The sequence below is a fragment of the Oceanimonas sp. AH20CE76 genome (genome assembly GCF_039654065.1).
GTDB lineage: Bacteria > Pseudomonadota > Gammaproteobacteria > Enterobacterales > Aeromonadaceae > Oceanimonas > Oceanimonas smirnovii.
The window spans coordinates 501,914-519,395 of sequence record NZ_CP155481.1 but is presented as its reverse complement, the minus strand read 5'-3'; the positions used below and the strand labels follow the sequence as shown (position 1 = coordinate 519,395).

At 58.1% G+C, this 17,482-nt stretch carries 13 protein-coding genes; 3 read left to right on the top strand and 10 right to left on the bottom strand.

The window, feature by feature from the left end:
- Window positions 1–19: 19 nt before the first annotated feature.
- On the bottom strand, window positions 20–1,783 hold the full coding sequence (xsc, locus tag N2M06_RS02620; RefSeq protein WP_346351492.1) for a sulfoacetaldehyde acetyltransferase: 1,764 nt from the start codon (window positions 1,781–1,783) through the stop codon (window positions 20–22).
- 242 nt (window positions 1,784–2,025) lie between these two features.
- A complete protein-coding gene (locus N2M06_RS02615; RefSeq protein WP_346351491.1) occupies window positions 2,026–2,922 on the bottom strand; it encodes a LysR family transcriptional regulator in 897 nt (298 codons plus the stop codon).
- Between the two features lie 138 nt (window positions 2,923–3,060).
- Here N2M06_RS02615 and N2M06_RS02610 point away from each other — a divergent pair, with 138 nt between their 5' ends.
- Complete coding sequence (locus tag N2M06_RS02610; protein ID WP_317074425.1) at window positions 3,061–4,101, top strand: putative sulfate exporter family transporter; 1,041 nt, start codon at window positions 3,061–3,063, stop codon at window positions 4,099–4,101.
- 57 nt (window positions 4,102–4,158) lie between these two features.
- On the opposite strand, the gene N2M06_RS02605 is transcribed toward N2M06_RS02610, so the two are convergent.
- From N2M06_RS02605 to N2M06_RS02595, 3 genes are all read right to left on the bottom strand, one after another.
- The gene (locus N2M06_RS02605; protein ID WP_346351490.1) at window positions 4,159–5,625 is read right to left on the bottom strand and encodes a PLP-dependent aminotransferase family protein; all 1,467 of its coding nucleotides are present in this window, start codon (window positions 5,623–5,625) and stop codon (window positions 4,159–4,161) included.
- A gap of 123 nt (window positions 5,626–5,748) precedes the next feature.
- Window positions 5,749–7,173: an FAD-dependent oxidoreductase gene (locus N2M06_RS02600; protein ID WP_346351489.1), complete on the bottom strand. Its 1,425-nt coding sequence runs from the start codon at window positions 7,171–7,173 to the stop codon at window positions 5,749–5,751.
- Window positions 7,174–7,211: 38 nt separating this feature from the next.
- Window positions 7,212–7,610 carry a nuclear transport factor 2 family protein gene (locus N2M06_RS02595; protein ID WP_019935989.1) on the bottom strand — a complete coding sequence of 133 codons (399 nt, stop codon included), beginning with the start codon at window positions 7,608–7,610 and terminating at the stop codon, window positions 7,212–7,214.
- A 228-nt stretch (window positions 7,611–7,838) separates the two neighbouring features.
- Between N2M06_RS02595 and N2M06_RS02590 the strand changes: the two genes are divergently transcribed.
- The gene (locus N2M06_RS02590) at window positions 7,839–8,855 is read left to right on the top strand and encodes a putative sulfate exporter family transporter (protein ID WP_346351488.1); all 1,017 of its coding nucleotides are present in this window, start codon (window positions 7,839–7,841) and stop codon (window positions 8,853–8,855) included.
- A gap of 48 nt (window positions 8,856–8,903) precedes the next feature.
- Here N2M06_RS02590 and N2M06_RS02585 read toward each other — a convergent pair whose 3' ends face one another.
- The 5 genes from N2M06_RS02585 to xdhA form a co-directional block, all read right to left on the bottom strand.
- Window positions 8,904–9,638 carry a GntR family transcriptional regulator gene (locus N2M06_RS02585; RefSeq protein WP_019935987.1) on the bottom strand — a complete coding sequence of 245 codons (735 nt, stop codon included), beginning with the start codon at window positions 9,636–9,638 and terminating at the stop codon, window positions 8,904–8,906.
- 204 nt (window positions 9,639–9,842) lie between these two features.
- A complete protein-coding gene (guaD, locus tag N2M06_RS02580) occupies window positions 9,843–11,153 on the bottom strand; it encodes a guanine deaminase (RefSeq protein ID WP_346351487.1) in 1,311 nt (436 codons plus the stop codon).
- A 29-nt stretch (window positions 11,154–11,182) separates the two neighbouring features.
- Window positions 11,183–12,001 carry a xanthine dehydrogenase accessory protein XdhC gene (gene xdhC / locus N2M06_RS02575; protein ID WP_317074430.1) on the bottom strand — a complete coding sequence of 273 codons (819 nt, stop codon included), beginning with the start codon at window positions 11,999–12,001 and terminating at the stop codon, window positions 11,183–11,185.
- 22 nt (window positions 12,002–12,023) lie between these two features.
- A complete protein-coding gene (gene xdhB, locus N2M06_RS02570; RefSeq protein WP_346351486.1) occupies window positions 12,024–14,420 on the bottom strand; it encodes a xanthine dehydrogenase molybdopterin binding subunit in 2,397 nt (798 codons plus the stop codon).
- On the bottom strand, window positions 14,413–15,858 hold the full coding sequence (gene xdhA / locus N2M06_RS02565; protein WP_346351485.1) for a xanthine dehydrogenase small subunit: 1,446 nt from the start codon (window positions 15,856–15,858) through the stop codon (window positions 14,413–14,415). The genes xdhB and xdhA overlap by 8 nt, the downstream gene beginning before the upstream one ends.
- A 226-nt stretch (window positions 15,859–16,084) precedes the next feature.
- On the opposite strand from xdhA, the gene N2M06_RS02560 reads away from it, so the two are divergent.
- Window positions 16,085–17,479, top strand: coding sequence for an MFS transporter (locus N2M06_RS02560; protein WP_317074433.1), 1,395 nt, complete (start codon window positions 16,085–16,087; stop codon window positions 17,477–17,479).
- The last annotated feature ends 3 nt before the right edge of the window (window positions 17,480–17,482 follow it).

Sequence of the window (17,482 nt, the reverse complement as noted above, 5' to 3'; positions counted from 1 at the left end):
GCAGCTTTAGCGTTGGCTATCAGCAATAGTCCTTGTACTTATCCAGATGACGCACCGGCTTGGACAGCGCATCCCGGCGGAAGGGGTCGCCCAACTCCCGGGTACACATAATCTCGATAACGGTGGTCTTGCCTTCTTCCATCTGACGGGTAATGGCTTTCTGCAGCGCCGGGCCCACGTCTTCCAGCTTGTCGACGGTGACACCTTCGGCACCCATGGAGCGGGCAATATCGGCAAAGCTCGGGTTTTCCAGATCACCGGCCACAAAGCGGCGGTTATAGAAGTCGACCTGGTTCTTCTTCTCGGCACCCCACTGACGGTTATGGAACACGATGGAGGTCACCGGAATATGCTCACGCACGCAGGTCATCACTTCCATCATGGACATGCCCCAGGCACCGTCGCCGGCATAAGACACCGCCGGACGATGAGGTGCGGCAGTTTTAGCACCAATAATGGTGGGCAGAGCGTAACCACAGTTACCAAAGCTCATGGCCGCAAAGAAAGAGCGCGGCTTTTCAAAGCGCAGATAGCTGTTGGCGACCGAGTTAATGTTGCCGATATCGGTCGATACCATCACATCTTCGGGCATGGCCTTTTCCAGCTCACGCAACACCTGACGCGGATGCAGATAGCTGCCCTCTTCTTCCGACTGCTCGGCAATCATATCGAGGGAATAGTCGTCTTTCTCGTGGATCCACTGATCCAGCTCGGCTTCCCAGGCTTCTTTTTCGTTGGCGATTTCGGTAGCACGGGCCCCCTTGTTTTCCAGACAGGAAACATTGAGGTTCTGCAGCCGATCGAGAATGGTCACGGCAGCGGCCTTGGCATCGCCACACACGCCCACGGAGATCTTCTTCACCAGGCCCAGCATTTTGGCGTCGCAGTCTACCTGAATGATCTTGGCTTCCTTCGGCCAGTAGTCCAGACCGTGCTGCGGCAGGGTGCCGAACGGCCCCAGACGGGTGCCCAGCGCAAGCACCACGTCGGCGCGGGAAAGCAGTTTCATGCCGGCCTTGGAGCCCTGATAGCCCAGTGGACCACACCACAGCGGGTGGCTGGCAGGGAAGGAATCGTTATGCAGATAGCTGTTTACCACAGGCGCACCCAGATATTCGGCCAGCGCCTTGCACTCTTCTACCGCGTCGGCCATGACCACACCGCCACCGGAAATAATCACCGGGAACTGGGCCTCGGCCAGCAGGGCTGCGGCTTGTTGCAGGCTCTGCTCGCCGCCGGCACCACGCTCAATGCGAATAGGCTCGGGGATTTCCACATTGATGTCACCGTAGAAGAAGTCCCTGGGAATATTGAGCTGAGTCGGACCATTTTCCAGCATGGCACGGTCAAAACAGCGGGCGGTAAATTCCGCCATGCGGGCCGGATTGGACACATGGCCCTGATATTTGGTGATGGTTTCAAAGAAGGGCAGCTGCTGCGCTTCCTGAAAACCGCCTAGCCCTTGGGTCATGGAGCCGGTTTCCGGAGTAATGCACACCACCGGGCTGTGGGCCCAGTAGGCGGCGGCAATGGCAGTGACAAAGTTGGTAATACCGGGGCCGTTCTGGGCAATACAGACACCGTGGCGGCCGCTGACCCGGGCATAACCGTCGGCCATGTGACCGGCCCCCTGCTCGTGCACCGTAGGGATCAGACGAATGCCGGCGGGGGCAAAAATATCCATGGCATCCATAAAGGCAGAGCCCATGATACCGAACACATCGGTCACACCGTTGGCCGCCAGGGTTTCGACCAGAGCTTCACTGGGAGTCATACGTGGCATAACTGTCTTCCTTTTGCTGTTTCCCGTTGGTGGTGGCTTGATGCCAGCCGCCTCGGTTGGGTTGAGTTCAATCTTCCGTTTTCTGTCCGGGCAATTGCGTTGGTTATGACGAGCAGGCCCTGCAGAGTAAAAGCACCTGAGTGGCTCGCTTGGGAAACAGCTTAGGAAGGGGGGGCAAGGTAACATAGGGCCAGTTTCACTCCCCATGTTACGCCAGGGTTAAAAAAATGATGCCAGCCGGTTTATTTATTCGCCAGCACGGCACTTTGCTGCCAGAACCGCTCGGCAAGCTCTGAGCGGGGCTCGCCGGCCCGGCACAGCTCAATATCAAGCTGCAGTGACGGGCTTTGCTCCAGCACCACCACCCGACCGCTGGCAAGTTCGTCGCGCACCAGACTTTCCGGCAGAAAAGCCACGCCTTCGCCTTGCAGCAGCTGGGCTTTCAGCCCTTCTCCGAGGGCATTTTCACACACCGGCTGCCAGGGCTGCTCTGCCAGTGCCGGCAGGCAATGCTGCTGTACCAGGCCCCCCAGATAGGCATCTTTCGGGTACAACAGCAGTGGCAACGGCTGTTCATGATTGAGCTGAAAGCGGGGGTTATGCTGTGGGTCGGTGGCCGATACCAGCACCAGCCGGTCCTGGCCCAGCTGCAGCCGCTCTACGTTCAGGCGTTGCAGGGCTTCGGCCTGCTGCGGCTCGGCAAAGCACAGTAAAAAATCCACCGCTCCCGCCACAAACTGCTCCATGGCCTCGTGGTAGTGGCCGGTGTTAAGCCGCACCAGCCCCTCGCCCAGCGCCGGGCGCAGCCGGTGCAGCCAGGCCGGAAAAAAGGTCACCGCCAGCGCCGGCTGGGTGATCAGACTGACGCCGGGGGTTTGTTGCTGACTAAGCCGCAGCTGACTGCGTATGCCATAAATCTGGGCCAGCAGCTGGCGGGCCTGCTCGAGAAAGCTGTCCCCGGCCGGCGTCAGCTCCAGCGGATAACGGTTACGGCATACCAATGCCACTCCCAGCCAGTTTTCCAGTGAACGAATACGGCGGCTGAACGCAGGCTGAGTGACAAACCGGCTTTCCGCCGCCCGGGAAAAGCTGCCCTGCTCACTGAGGGCAATAAAATCATGCAGCCATTTGGTTTCCATTACGCTGTCCTTGGTTTGTGAAATAACACCTATGCAAAAAAGTAACCGCAATGGCTGAAAATGGCATTGGCCTGCATCACAGCATCGTCAATAACATAACAGCAACATTGACTGGATTTGTTTCACGGAGGAAATTCCATGGCTGCCGACACCCACTCTCCGGTAATGGGCCTGCTGTACCGCCTGGACGGCACCCGCAAGCGCTATTTTCCCGGCATTTGCGTTGCTGCCACCATTGGCATTGCCGCCAGCTTTTTGTCTCAGCATTATGGTGCCCCCGCCATGCTGATGGCACTGCTGCTGGGGCTGGCGTTTAACTTTCTCAGCCACGAACCGCAATGCGCGCCGGGCCTTGAGCTGTCGGCCAAAACCGTGCTGCGCCTGGGGGTTGCCATGCTGGGCTTGCGCATCACCTTTGGCGATGTGCTAACCCTGGGCTGGCAGCCCATGCTGATGGTGTGCTCCGCGGTGGTGCTGACCATTGGCTTTGGCGTAGTCATGGCCCGCTGGCTCGGCTTTTCAAAGGAATTTGGCACCCTTACCGGCGGATCTGTGGCCATTTGCGGCGCGTCGGCGGCCATGGCCATCAGCAGTGTGTTGCCCCAGAGTGAGCAGGCCAAGCGCGATACCCTGTTCACCGTGATCAGCGTGACCACCCTCAGCACCCTGGCGATGATCTTCTACCCCATGATAAGCGAGAGCCTGGGGCTGTCGGATCAGGAAGCCGGCCTGTTTATCGGTGCCACCATTCACGATGTGGCCCAGGTGGTGGGGGCCGGCTACAGCATGTCCGCCGAAGTGGGTGATCTCAGCACCTTTGTAAAACTGCTGCGGGTGGCCATGCTGGTGCCCATCGTGATGACCATCGGCATTCTGATCCGCCGTGCCGCCAGCAAAAAAGGCGAACAAAGCCAAGGTGGCAGTGTGGCCATTCCCGGCTTTTTGATCGGCTTTGTGGTGCTGTTTGTGCTCAACAGCCTGAGCTGGATCCCTCAGAACATCGCTCAGCCTCTGGCCGGCAGCTCGTCCTGGCTGCTGCTCACCGCCATTGCCGCTCTGGGCGTGCGCACCCAGCTGAAAGACATTCTGTCGGTAGGCTGGAAGCCGGTGCTGCTGGTGGTGCTGGAAACCGCCTTTATCGCCCTGCTGGTGCTCGCTTATTTGCTGCTGATGGGCTGATGATATTGTTTTACTACCCTTGCACTTTTTGGCCCCGCACATGCGGGGCTTTTTTAATCAAGTCATATCGCGGATCAACGCCACCAGAGACTCGATGCCGGGGCGAATGCGATCCGCGGCAATGGAGGAATAACCCAGCCGAAAATAGTTGAGCGGCACTCGCTCACCCTGAAAATGAATATCGCCGGGCTCGATCAGAATGCCTCTGTCGGCGGCTTCTTTACGCAAAATACGGCTGTCGAGCCCGTCCGGGCCTTTTACCCAGTAGCAGGAGCCGCCAAAACCGGGCTGGCGGCTGGAGCAGGGCAGGAACTCATCCAGCGCCTTGCCCATCTCCTGCCAGCGCGCTTCATAGGCCTTGGCCAGATTCATGATCAGCGCATCGTGATAGCCCCGCTCCAGAAACAGCGCCACCGAACGCTGGTTGTTGGCCGCCGGGTGGCGCAACATCAGCCGGCGCAGGGCCCGAGCCTCACGGATCAGCTCCGCCGGCCCCACCAGATAACCCAGCCGTAGCCCGGGTGCCAGGGTTTTGGAGAGACTGCCTACATAAAGCACCCGGTCATTGTCATCCAGGCTCTTCAGCGCCGGCGTGGGGTTGGTCTTGAAGTTGGTTTCACTTTCATAGTCATCTTCAATAATCAGAAAATCACGCTCGCTGGCCTGCTTCAGCAGTTCAAAACGGCGCTCCAGCGGCATGGTGACCGTGGTCGGGCACTGATGGCTGGGGGTGGTATACACCAGATCGCAGCCGGCCAGCTGGTCATCGATGATCAGCCCCTGCTCATCCACCGGCAGCGGCCGCACTTTGGCCGGGTTCATGGTGGCAATATTGCGAATATCCACATAGCCGGGATCTTCAATGCCGATGGTACTGTCTTTATCCAGCAGTAAACGCGCCAGTAAATAGAGCGCCTGCTGCGCCCCTACCGTGACCAGGATCTGATCTGCCGAGGCCCAGACCCCACGACGGGGCAGCAGGCGAGTGCGGATCTGTTCGATCAGCAGCGGATCGTCGTTGTCGAAACTGTCAGAAGCCCAGTCACGAATGGCCGGAATGCTGACTGCATCACGGCAGCATTCACGCCAGTTGTTGCTGGGAAACAGGGTGGGATCAAACTGGCCGTAAATAAAGGAATAAGGGTACTTCTGCCAGTCTTTGGGCTTGCTGATGTTGTGCTGGGCACTGGGATGGATCTTGAGCTTGCGGCCCCAGTCCGGTGTGGTGCCTTCGCTGGCTGGTGCGGTTTCTGCCGGCAGCTCAGGCCGCCGGGACAAAATCTCCGGATTCACAAAATAGCCGCTGCGCTCCCGCGCCAGCAGATAGCCGTCGTCCAGCAAGTGCTCATAGGCCAGCACTACCGTATTGCGGGCAATGGTGAGCTGCTTGGCCAGCTTGCGGCTGGACGGCAGCGGGCTGTCCGCCGGAATATTGCCATTAAGAATGGCGGCAGCAATTTGTTCACGCAGCTGTTGCTGCAGACTGGTATTTTTTTCAGTGGAGAGATGAAATAAATGAAGCATGAAAAGGCTTACCTGTCAGCGAGTTGAATTCTGCTGGCGGTACAAAAAAGCCGCCCTCTGATGTAAGCCGTTGTAACTCAGAGGGCGGTAAAGTAAAAGGGTTGTTAACAATTATTTGTTCATTTACAGCACTTCGTCACGCAAATGGTACCAGTGGTACAGCATGCGCTGACCCAGCCGGCGGAAGGGGGCGAACAGGTGCCCCGGCAGCGGTGAGTTGTAAATGGGCAGTTCAAAGCCTTCGCGAATGCCGGCAATGCGCTGGGCCATGCGCCGGCCGGCATGAGCCGAGAACATGACGCCGTTACCACCGTAGCCCAGGGCGTAGAAAATCTGCTCCTTGTCGTCGGGCTGATAGATGCGCGGCATCATATCGTGGCTGACATCCACCCAGCCCCACCAGGAGTAATCGATCTGAATGCCGGTAAGCGCTGGAAATTTACGGTGCAGGCCGTTAATCAGTAATTCCAGATGCTTATGGTTGCCGGCATCGGCTCCGGTAATGGAGCTGCGGCTGCCAATCTGCACCCGGTTGTCAGGCAGCTTGCGGTAATAGTGCCGCAGGGTCCGGGTGTCGGTGATCACTTCATTGGTCTTGAAGTTGCAGGCAGCAATTTCCTGCTCGGTGAGCGGCCGGGTCACCAGTGAGTTCGACAGTATCGGCATAATCTTGCTGTTCAGGCTGGCATGCAGTCCCTGAGAGGTATAGCCACCGGTGGCCACCCCAACGGCACGGGCACGGACGGTGCCGCCCGGGGTCTTGATATGATGTACGCCATTAATGGTTTCCCAGCCCAGCACCGGACTGGACGGATGTATGGTGGCACCCAGATTGCGGGCCATACGGTGGTAGCCCTGAGCCAGCTTGAGCGGATGCACGCCAATGCCTTCCGGCTCGTGCATGGCTCCTACCGCCTCGGCTTCATTGACATAATCACGGCTCAGGGTGGGCTTGTCGAGCAGCTCGGTTTCATAGCCAAACTGTTCACGCAGCACTTTGGCTTCCGCTTCCAGCTTGCGCATGGCTTTATCACGGTGGGCAATATAAAGGTGGCCGCCATCCTGAGGATCACAGTCAATGTTGCCTTCCCGGATCAGGCCCTTGAAGGTATCAAAGCCTTCCTGCACTTCATCATGCATTTTGCGGGCAGTAGTCAGCCCCCAGCGTTTGATCCACTGAGAGCGGGTCAGCCGGCCCGAGGCGTTCTGGGCCTGGCCGCCGTTACGGCTGGTGCAGCCCCAGCTGACCTGGTTGGCTTCCAGCACGGTGGCCCTGATGCCATGCTCCTTGGCCAGATGCAGCGCCGCAGACAGGCCGGTAAAGCCGCTGCCGATGATCACGACGTCGACATCCATGTCACCGGTTACGGGGCCATCATCCTCCGGCGGCGTTCCGGCAGTGGCGACCCAGTAAGTGGGGGCATACTGCTGACCCTTCCCGGGCGTGGCCGCTACCAGGGGATCATAGCTGGGATCGTAACGATCCAGCACGGTATCGGCCTTGGCCGACTGGCGGAAGTCCGCCCGAGTGTTGTTGACCATATCCATATTCGTGATTCCCGTTAACAGAGTGAGGCTGCCGAGGCTTAGCGCGGATCCAGCAGCGGACGATCCTTACGGAAGGCCTGCTTCAGCGCCAGCTTGCCGCCTTTCAGGGTAAACAGATCCACGCCATCGGCCTCAATGCGGCGGCCATCCGGAGTGGTGGCACAGAAAGTCCACTGGGACACACCCCGATCGCCGGTGGCAAAGTGGCTGGTGTTGTTCCACTGCACATCTGGCATGGTGGTCCATACATTGATAAAGGCAGCAGCTACCGCATCGGCACCCACAAAACGGTTGCCGTGAGCCTCAGGCCCGGCCGCCCCTTCAAACACCACATCATCGGTCATGCAGGCCATCACGCCGTCAATATCGTGACGGTTAAAGGCAGCAAACAGCTGCTCCAGCAGCTCGGTGGTTTTCTGGTTATTTTCAGCAGACATATCAATTCTCCCTTAGCCAGCAAGTGGCGATGAATCAAGACCCGGCGCACCGAGTTATTTACATGTTCATAACATTAGGGGTAAAGGGGCTTAAGCCGGTAGCGCCAGTTGCACGGATTAACTTGGACCACCACACAGGAAACAAAAATCAAACCAGGGTTGGCCTTGGGCTGGCTGGCATTGATAACATTAGGGAATAACCTTATGCATTTTTAACCAGGAGGCCTGATGGCCGCGCTGCTGCGTCGTCTTGACGACACTCGAAAACGTTATTTTCCCGGTTTGTGTGTGGCCGCCACCATAGGCATTGCCGCCAGCTTTCTGTCTCAGCACTATGGTGCGCCCGCCATGCTGATGGCGCTGCTGCTGGGGCTGGCCTTTAACTTTCTCAGTGAAGAATCCCAGTGTGCGCCCGGGCTGCAATTTTCCGCCAAAACCCTGCTGCGTCTGGGGGTGGCTCTGCTGGGCCTGCGCATTACCTTTGGCGATGTGCTGACCCTGGGCTGGCAACCCATGCTGATGGTGTGCTCGGCGGTGGTGCTGACCATTGCTTTTGGCGTGGTGATGGCCCGCTGGCTCGGCTTCAGCAGTGCCTTTGGCACCCTGACCGGCGGCTCAGTGGCCATTTGCGGTGCCTCGGCGGCCATGGCCATCAGCAGCGTGCTGCCCAACAGCGAGCAGGCTAAACGCGATACGCTGTTTACCGTGATTATCGTCACCACCCTCAGTACCCTGGCGATGATTTTCTATCCCATGATCAGCCAGGCGCTGGGGCTGACCGGGCAGGAAGCCGGGCTTTTTCTCGGGGCCACCATTCATGATGTGGCTCAGGTGGTGGGGGCCGGCTACAGCATGTCGGAAGAAGTGGGCGATTTGAGCACCTTCGTCAAGCTGCTGCGGGTGGCCATGCTGGTGCCCATTGTGATGACCATTGGCATTATTATTCGCCGGGCCGCCAGCAAACAGGGCAACGGCAATGAGAGCGGAAAGGTAGCCATTCCGGGGTTTTTAATCGGCTTTGTGGTGCTGTTTATCATTAACAGCCTGGGCTGGCTGCCGCAACAGCTGGCCGGTCAGCTGGCGGACAGTTCGTCCTGGCTGCTGCTCACTGCCATTGCCGCGCTGGGCGTGCGCACTCAGCTGAAAGACATTCTCTCGGTGGGCTGGAAACCGGTTTTGCTGGTGGTGCTGGAAACTGTCTTTATCGCCCTGCTGATCCTGAGCTATCTGCTGCTGACTCACTAAAAACACAAAGGGCGGCCAGTGAGCCGCCCTTTATTATTTCCAGCCGAATTAACGGCCGCGGCGTTTTTTGGCCACGCCGGAAAAGACCACATGCAGATCCGTGGAGGCGGAGTCGCCGTCCAGATTGAGCTTGGCTTCGATATGGTCCAGGTGCTCGGCCATTTTTTGCATGGCGGTATCTTTGTCGCCGGTTTCGATGGCATTCAGCAATATTTCATGCTCGTTAAAGGAGCAGTGGGCCTGATGACCGACTTCATACTGGGCAATAATCAGTGATGTCTGTGACACCACACTGCGCTGAAAGTTAAGCAGCGGTGTATTGTTGGCCATGTGCGCCAGCTCAAGGTGAAACTCACCAGACAGGCGAATGCCGCTGCCGCGATCGCCCCGGGCAAAGGCGTCCTGCTCTTCCTGCACCATGGCACGCATACGGGCCAGGCTTTCGGGGGTGGCATTTTTTACCGCCAGCTCAATAACCGCCAGCTCAACCACGCGGCGGGCGGCGAAAATTTGCCGGGCTTCTTCCACGCTGGGTGCGGCCACCACGGCCCCCCGGTTGGGGCGAATAATCACCACCTGCTCGTGAGACAGGCGCAGCAGGGCACGGCGAATAATGGTGCGGCTGACGCCAAAAATATCGCCCAGCGCTTCTTCACTGAGCTTGGTGCCCGGTGCCAGTCGCTGCTCCAGAATGGCATCAAAAATATGTTCGTAGACGATATCGTCTTGCGTGTTTGAGCTCGACTTGACAGGTCTCGGCTCCAGTTGACTGAGTGAACTCATGTTTTTGTTTCCAGTTGCGGACTTGGCTGCAGCGACGACATCACCGCTATCCTTGCCTGTTTCAGTTAAAAAATTGTTACACTTTACGTATACAATCTAACGCGCTTTTTGCCAATTCAACAGCCACAATGTCCAAGTCTGTGACTGAGCACAAAAAACGCCCTGAGCGGGCGTTTCTTACTACTCAAATGCCTCTTAACTCTCTCAGACGCCATTTTTGCCATGCTGGCATTTGCCATAAACAAAGGTACTTTCAATGGCTCTGTCGTCTCCCAGCATCATGAGTACAAAAAGTTTTTCGTACAAAGTTTGTGCATTTTGTGTGCGGGCATGCATCAGTGCTGTGGCATTCAGATCCAGCACCAGAAAGTCGGCTTCCTTGCCCGGCAGCAGGTTACCCAGCTTGTCATCCAGACGCAGCGACTCGGCACCACCCAGGGTGGCCAGGTAAAACGCCTTGAGCGGATGCAGCTTTTGCTGCTGCAGCTGCAACACCTTGTAAGCCTCATTCATGGTCTGCAGCAGCGAGAAACTGGTACCGCCGCCCACGTCCGTACCCAGGCTCACATTGACATCAAAGCGCTCCAGCCGCGCCAGATCGAGCAGGCCCGAGCCGAGAAACAGGTTGGAGGTGGCACAGAAAGACACCCCCGAGCCGGTGGCATGGAGCCGCTCGCATTCACCGTCTTCCAGATGCACACTGTGAGCAAATATGGAGCGCTCACTGAGCAGACCGTGATGGTCATACACATCCAGATAGCCGGACCGCTCCGGAAACAGCTCCTTGACCCAGGCAATCTCTTTGCGGTTTTCCGACAGATGAGTCTGCAGATAAAGATCCTTATGCTCACGCAGCAGGCGGCCGGCGGCGTCGAGCTGTTCCGGGCTGCTGGTGGGGGCAAAGCGCGGCGTCACCGCATAAAGCTGGCGGCCTTTGTTGTGCCAGCGCTCAATCAGCGCCTTGCTGTCGGCATAGGACGACTCAGGCGTGTCCAGCAGAAATTCGGGAGCATGGCGATCCATCATCACCTTGCCGGCGATCATGCGAGTATTGCGCCGCTCGGACTCGGTAAAGAAGGCGTCCACCGCCTGGGGGTGCACAGTGCCATACACCATGGCGGTGGTGGTGCCGTTGCGCAACAGCTCATCGAGAAACAGCTTTGCCACTCGGGCAGCATGTGCGGGATCGGCAAACTTGCGTTCTTCCGGAAAGGTGTAGTTATTGAGCCAGTCCAGCAGCTGATCACCATAAGAGGCGATCATTTCGGTTTGTGGAAAATGAATATGAGTGTCGATAAAGCCCGGCGTGATCAACCGGTTTTCAAGCTCCACCACCTGGGTGCCGGCGGGCAGCCGGTTCAGTACTTCCGGGGCCGGCCCCACATCCTGAATATGGCCATCGGCCACCACCAGCACCCCATCTTCATGCCAGGCAAAAGAATTTTCCAGGCCCACTTTGGCCGGATCACCCAGGCTGTAAAAAATGGCGGCGCGATAGGCTACGGGTTGCGTCATCTCTGCGCGTCTCCTTGAAATCAATAAAATCAGGCGTGCTCGGCCTGGGCGGCGGGAATCGCCTGATTGCTGACGACCTCACCCTGATAAGCGGCAATCAGCTGGCCCGCCACCGACACGGCAATTTCCGCCGGATGTTTGCCGGTGACCTCGGCCAGGCCGATGGGGCAAATCATGTTCGCCAGGGCGGCGTCATCAAACCCCCGCTCCTTCAGCCGGTAGTCAAAACGCTTGCGCTTGGTACGCGAGCCAATCACGCCAAAGTAACGGGCATCATTGCGTTTAAGAATGCGGGCGCACAGCTCCAGATCCAGCTGATGATTGTGGGTCATCACCAGGTAGTAACTGCCGGCAGGCTGCTCATCAATCTCGTCAACGGGCTCGTCACTGACCACGGCAGTCACTCCTTCGGGCAGACTGGCGGGAAATTCCTCGGGCCGTGAGTCTATCCAGGTAATGCGAAACGGCAGGGTGGCCAGTATATGCACCAGCGCCTTGGCCACATGGCCGGCACCAAACAGCACCAGATGATGGCGGGGCCGCACCACCGGCTCCAGCATAATGGTAGTCATGCCGCCGCAGCACTGGCCCAGGCTGGCCCCCAGATTAAAACGCTCCACCCGCATGGCTTGCTCGCCTTCTGCCAGCATGTGCCGCGCCAGCTCCATGGCTTTGAATTCCAGATGGCCGCCACCAATGGTGGCGTAACAGCCGGCTTCGGTCACCAGCATTTTGGTACCGCTGTCCCGCGGGGTGGAGCCCTTGTGCTCCACTACTGTGACCATGATGCAGGGCTCACCCCGCTGCTCCAGCTCGGCCAGAACCTGAATCCAGTTGTCCTTGAACATGTTTCGCTCCCGGGCCAATGACTTATTTCATGCTGACCGCATCGGCAGCGCCTTGCTGCTGCTCTGCCAGCTCTCGCATTTGTTCCACCGCCCACAGTACCCGCTCCGGAGTGGCCGGTGCGTCTATATGCGGATAGCGCAGGTAACCGGAGACACTGGCCACGGCGTCCTTCAGTGCGCACCAGACTGCCATGCCAAGCATAAAGGGCGGCTCGCCCACGGCCTTGGAGTGAAAGACGGTGTCTTCGGGATTCTTGCGGTTTTCCACCAGCTTGATACGAAAATCCGTGGGCATGTCGGCCACTGCCGGAATCTTGTAGCTGGCCGGTCCGCTGGTCATCAGCCGGCCCTTGTCGTTCCATACCAGCTCTTCGGTGGTGAGCCAGCCGGCCCCCTGAATAAAGGCTCCTTCCACCTGACCGATGTCAATGGCCGGGTTCAGGGAGTCGCCCACATCGTGCAGTATGTCGGTGCGCAGCAGCTTGTATTCACCGGTAAGGGTATCTATGACCACTTCGGCACAGGCTGCGCCGTAGGCAAAGTAGTAGAAAGGCCGGCCCGAGCCGCTGACATGGTCGTAATAGATTTTCGGCGTTTTGTAGAAGCCGGTGCTCGACAGCGAAATCTGGTTGAAGTAGGCCAGCTGAACAAACTCCGGAAACGCCATCAGGGTATCGCGAATTTGCACCAGGTTGTTTTTGAACACCACTTCTTCCGGGCTCACCTGAAAGTGACCGGCAGCCCAGTCGATCAGCCGCTGCTTGATGGTGCGGGCCGCATTCTGGGCCGCCTTGCCATTCAGATCGGTACCGCTCGACGCCGCCGTCGGCGAGGTGTTGGGCACCTTGTCGGTATTGGTAGCGGTGATCTGAATGCGATCAATATCCACCTGAAATTCTTCCGCGACTATCTGGGCCACCTTGATATTCAGGCCCTGACCCATTTCGGTGCCGCCATGGTTAAGGTGAATGCTGCCGTCGGTGTAAACGTGGATCAGCGCCCCGGCCTGGTTGAGAAAGGTGGCCGTAAAGGAGATACCAAACTTCACCGGTGTGATGGCGATGCCCTTTTTCAGAATGGGGCTTTTGGCGTTAAAGGCCCGAATTTCTTTCCGGCGTCTGGCATATTCCGACGACAACTCAAGATCATTCACCAGCTCGTGAATAATGTTGTGCTCCACCGGCTGATGATAGTGAGTGACGTTGCGCTCGGCTTTGCCGTAAAAGTTAATCTTGCGGATCTCCAGGGGATCCTTGCCAAGATAAGAGGCAATTTCGTCCATTACGTGTTCAATGGTCATCATGCCCTGAGGGCCGCCAAAACCGCGATAGGCGGTGTTAGACGCGGTATTGGTCTTGCAGCGATGACCGATAACGGTGGCATCACCCAGGTAATAGGCGTTGTCGGAGTGGAACATGGCCCGGTCAACGATGGACGAGGACAGATCCGGCGAGTAGCCACAGTTACCGGCCACGGTAATTTCTGCCGCCTGAATGCGGCCGCTGTCGTCAAAGCCAATCTTGTACTGGTTAAAGAAGGGGTGACGCTTGCCGGTCATGATCATGTCTTCCATGCGCGGCAACCGCATTTTGGCCGGACGACCGGTGAGGCGCGCCACCACCGCCGCCATGCAGGCGGGGCCGGCGGCCTGGGTTTCCTTGCCGCCAAAGCCACCGCCCATGCGGCGCATGTCGATGACCACTTTGTTCATGGGCACGTCCAGCACACTGGCCACCAGCTTCTGTACCTCGGTGGGGTTCTGGCTGGAGGTGAATACCATCATGCCGCCGTCTTCCGTCGGCACCACAGAGCTGACCTGGGTTTCCAGATAGAAATGCTCCTGACCGCCGATATGCAGGCTGCCTTCAATGACGTGTTTGGCCTTTTTCAGACCGGCGGCGGAGTCACCTCGCTGCTGCTTGTGGCTTTCGGTGACAAACAGCTCTTTTTCCAGCGCCTCTTCCACCGACAGCACCGCCGGCAGTTCTTCGTATTCCACAATGGCGGCCATGGCAGCCTTGCGGGCGGTTTCCATATCATTGGCGGCTACCGCCAGCACCGGCTGGCCGTAATATTCCACTTTGCCGTCCGCCAGCAGTGGATCACCCGCCAGTACCGGGCCGATATCCAGCTCGCCGGGCACGTCCTCGGCGGTAATGGCAATGGCCACACCGGGAAAATCGTAGCAGGGGCTCACATCCAGCCTGGTAATGCGAGCATGGGCCTGGTCCGACAGCCGGGCATACACATGCAGCTGATTGGGAAACTCCAGGCGATCGTCTATGTACTGAGCCTCGCCGGAGACCTGCCGGGCGGCGCTGTCGTGGGGCACGCTTTTGCCTACACCGGTTTGCAGTTCCTGTTTCATTTTCGCCATCATTTCATCGATGGTCAGCGTGTTCTGAGGTTTGTTAGACATAAGACGTTACCCTGGTTTCCAGTTTCAGATCCTGTTGCTCGATAAAGCACTTATACAGCAGGTTGGCCGCGGTTCTGGTGCGGTATTCCTTGCTGGCACGGAAGTCCGACAGCGGTTCAAAGTCGGCTTCAAGGGCCTTCATGCCGGCCTTGACCGTGGCCATGTTCCAGATCTTGCCCACCAGCGCTTGCTCGCAGCCACTGGCTCGTTTGGGCGTGGCGGCCATGCCGCCAAAGCCGATGCGGGCATCGGTGATGATGCCGTTTTCAATGATCAGGTTGAAGGCACCACACACCGCAGAAATATCGTCGTCTATCCGTTTGGACAGCTTGTATACCCTGAAGTGCTGATTGGCCGACGGTTTGGGCACTATGATCTTCTCGATGAACTCCCCTTCTTCCTGAGCGGTCACCTTGTAGCTGAGGAAGTAGTCTTCCACCGGCAGTTCACGCACTCTGCTCCCTTTGCGCAGCACCAGAGTGGCGTTCAGGGCAATCAGCACCGGCGGCGCATCACCGATGGGCGAAGCGTTGCCGATGTTTCCCCCCAGGGTGCCCTGGTTGCGGATTTGCAGCGAAGCAAAGCGATGCAGCAGCTCGCCAAAGTCGGGGTAGTAGCGGCTTAACGCTTCATAGCTGTCGGTTAAAGAGCGGGCTGCCCCAATCACCAGCCCCCGCTCGGTTTCTTCCAGGGTTTTCATGTCGGCCACATTGCCCACATAAATCATGGTGGGCAGCTCGCGGTGAAACTGGGTCACTTCCAGTGCCAGATCGGTGCCGCCGGCCAGCAGCCGGGCATCCGGATGCTGCTCCAGCAGGGTGGCCAGCTCGGCACTGCTGGTGGGCGAGAAACAGACCTTGTCATCACCGGTAAGAGTGACCAGAGTATCGGTTTCAATCTTGCCCAGCTGCGCCAGCAGTTCCTGCTCATATCGAGAGAAGTCATCGGCCAGCTGTGGCTGCTCGGCTATGGCTTTGGCAGCGTCCACGATGGGGCGATAGCCGGTGCAGCGGCACAGGTTGCCGGCCAGCGCCTCAAAGATATCGTGTTTGTCAGCGGCAGGTTTGTTCTTGCTCAGAGCAAACATCGACATGATAAAGCCCGGGGTACAGAAGCCGCACTGGGAGCCATGGAAGTCCACCATGGCCTGCTGCACCGGATGCAGGCGGCCGTCTCTGGACTTAAGATCTTCCACGGTCAGCAGCTGCTTGCCGTGCAGGGCCGAGACAAAGGTAAGACAGGAATTGACCGAGCGATAGCGCATGCGATCACCATCCCGCTCGCCCAGCACCACAGTGCAGGCACCGCAGTCACCGGAGCCGCAGCCTTCCTTGGTGCCGGTTTTACCAACGCGGGTGCGCAGGTAATTGAGCACCGTCATATTAGGGGACAGGTCTTTTTCCTGTCGCAGCTCCTGGTTTAACAAAAAGGTGATCACAGCTTGCCTCCTTCAGGGTAAAACACCCGGACGAACAGATGAGTTGTTAATATCTTTACATCCAATTAAATTAAAATTTGACCTCTCGGTCAACAAAAATTTTACACATGGCTTGCGACGCTTGCCCGGTTCGTAGTTAACTGCTTGCTGAAAAAGCAGTTTTGCTCACAAATTGTGATAGCCAAGCAGCCTGATCTCTTAAAGTGTAGTGGGAGTCATTTTTATCATGTCTGAAACAATTCAGGTGCAACAAAGCCAGCAAGCACACAGAGTGTTTGCCGGCGTGGCCATGGCCATTATGCTGGGAGCGCTGGAAATTACCTTACTGATGCCGGCTATCTCCCGGCTGGGTGAGATCTTTGACTCGCCACAGCTGGCCCCGCTGCTGGTAAGCAGTTATTTGTTCACCATGACCCTGACCATGCCGGTATATGGCCGGCTGAGCGACCGCTTTGGCCGCACCCCCTGTCTGGCCGCAGCGCTGGCGCTGTTTACCTTTGGCTCACTGGCAAGCGCCCTTACCGACAGCCTGCCGGTGTTGCTGGCCACCCGGCTGCTCACCGGCCTGGGCGGCGGTGGTCTGATTGCACTGTCGTTTGCAGTGATTGCCGATGTGATACCACCCCGTCAGGTAGGCCGTTATCAGGGGCTGATTTCCACTCTGTTTGCCGTTTCCAGCGTGGCCGGCCCGCTGCTGGGCGCCTTTATGGTGGCGCATTTTGACTGGCGCTGGCTGTTTCTGTTCAAGCTGCCCCTGGGGCTGCTGGCCATGGCAGTGAGTTATTGGGCATTAAAGGATCTGGGTCATAAAGGAGCCCGCAGCAAGCCGGATAATATCGGCATTACTTTGCTGCTGCTGGCCGGCACCGGCTGGGGTTTGTCTACCAATACCGCCGAGCTGTTGCCGGCACTGGCGGCATACCAGCCTTATATGATGACCGGGGCTGCCCTGCTCAGTCTGGTGCTGCTGGTACAACAATGGCGTCATTCCAATCCGGTGTTGCCACTGCGGCTACTGGGCAACCGTTTGCTGGCCATTGCCTTTTTGTTGCTGGCGCTGTCGGAAGGTGTGCGACTGGGGCTGCTGGTTTATCTGCCACTGGCGCTGGAGCAACAGCAAGGCATGAGCCCGGACGGCACCAGCCGGGTGTTACTCTGGTTTATTCTGAGTGTGACCGCCGGTACTTTTATCAGCGGCAAGCGCATTGCTCACAGCGGCTTTTGCCGTCCTTTTCCCTGGGCGGGCGGTGTTCTGCTGGGGCTTGGCTGTGCGTTGTTACTGGCGCTGTTTGGCCGCTGGCTGAACGGCCCCTGGCTGTATGGCGGCCTGATTGCCGGTGGCGTGGGCATCGGCTTTTTGATTGTGGCCTGCTCCATTGCAGTGCAAAACGCCCTGCCTTCCCCTCAGCTGGGTGCCGGGCTGGCGCTGATGAACTTCTGTCGCTCCCTGGGCGGCACCCTGGGAGTGGTCTGGCTGAGCTGGCAATATCAGCAGCAGTTAAGCGACTGGTCGGTACCCGTTTACAGCTCGCTCACAGGATATGGGCTGGTGTGCCTGCTGTTGGGTTTCGTGATGCCCGACAAAGAGCTGGGTAATCAGGCCAAGAACCAGCCGGGCTGAAAC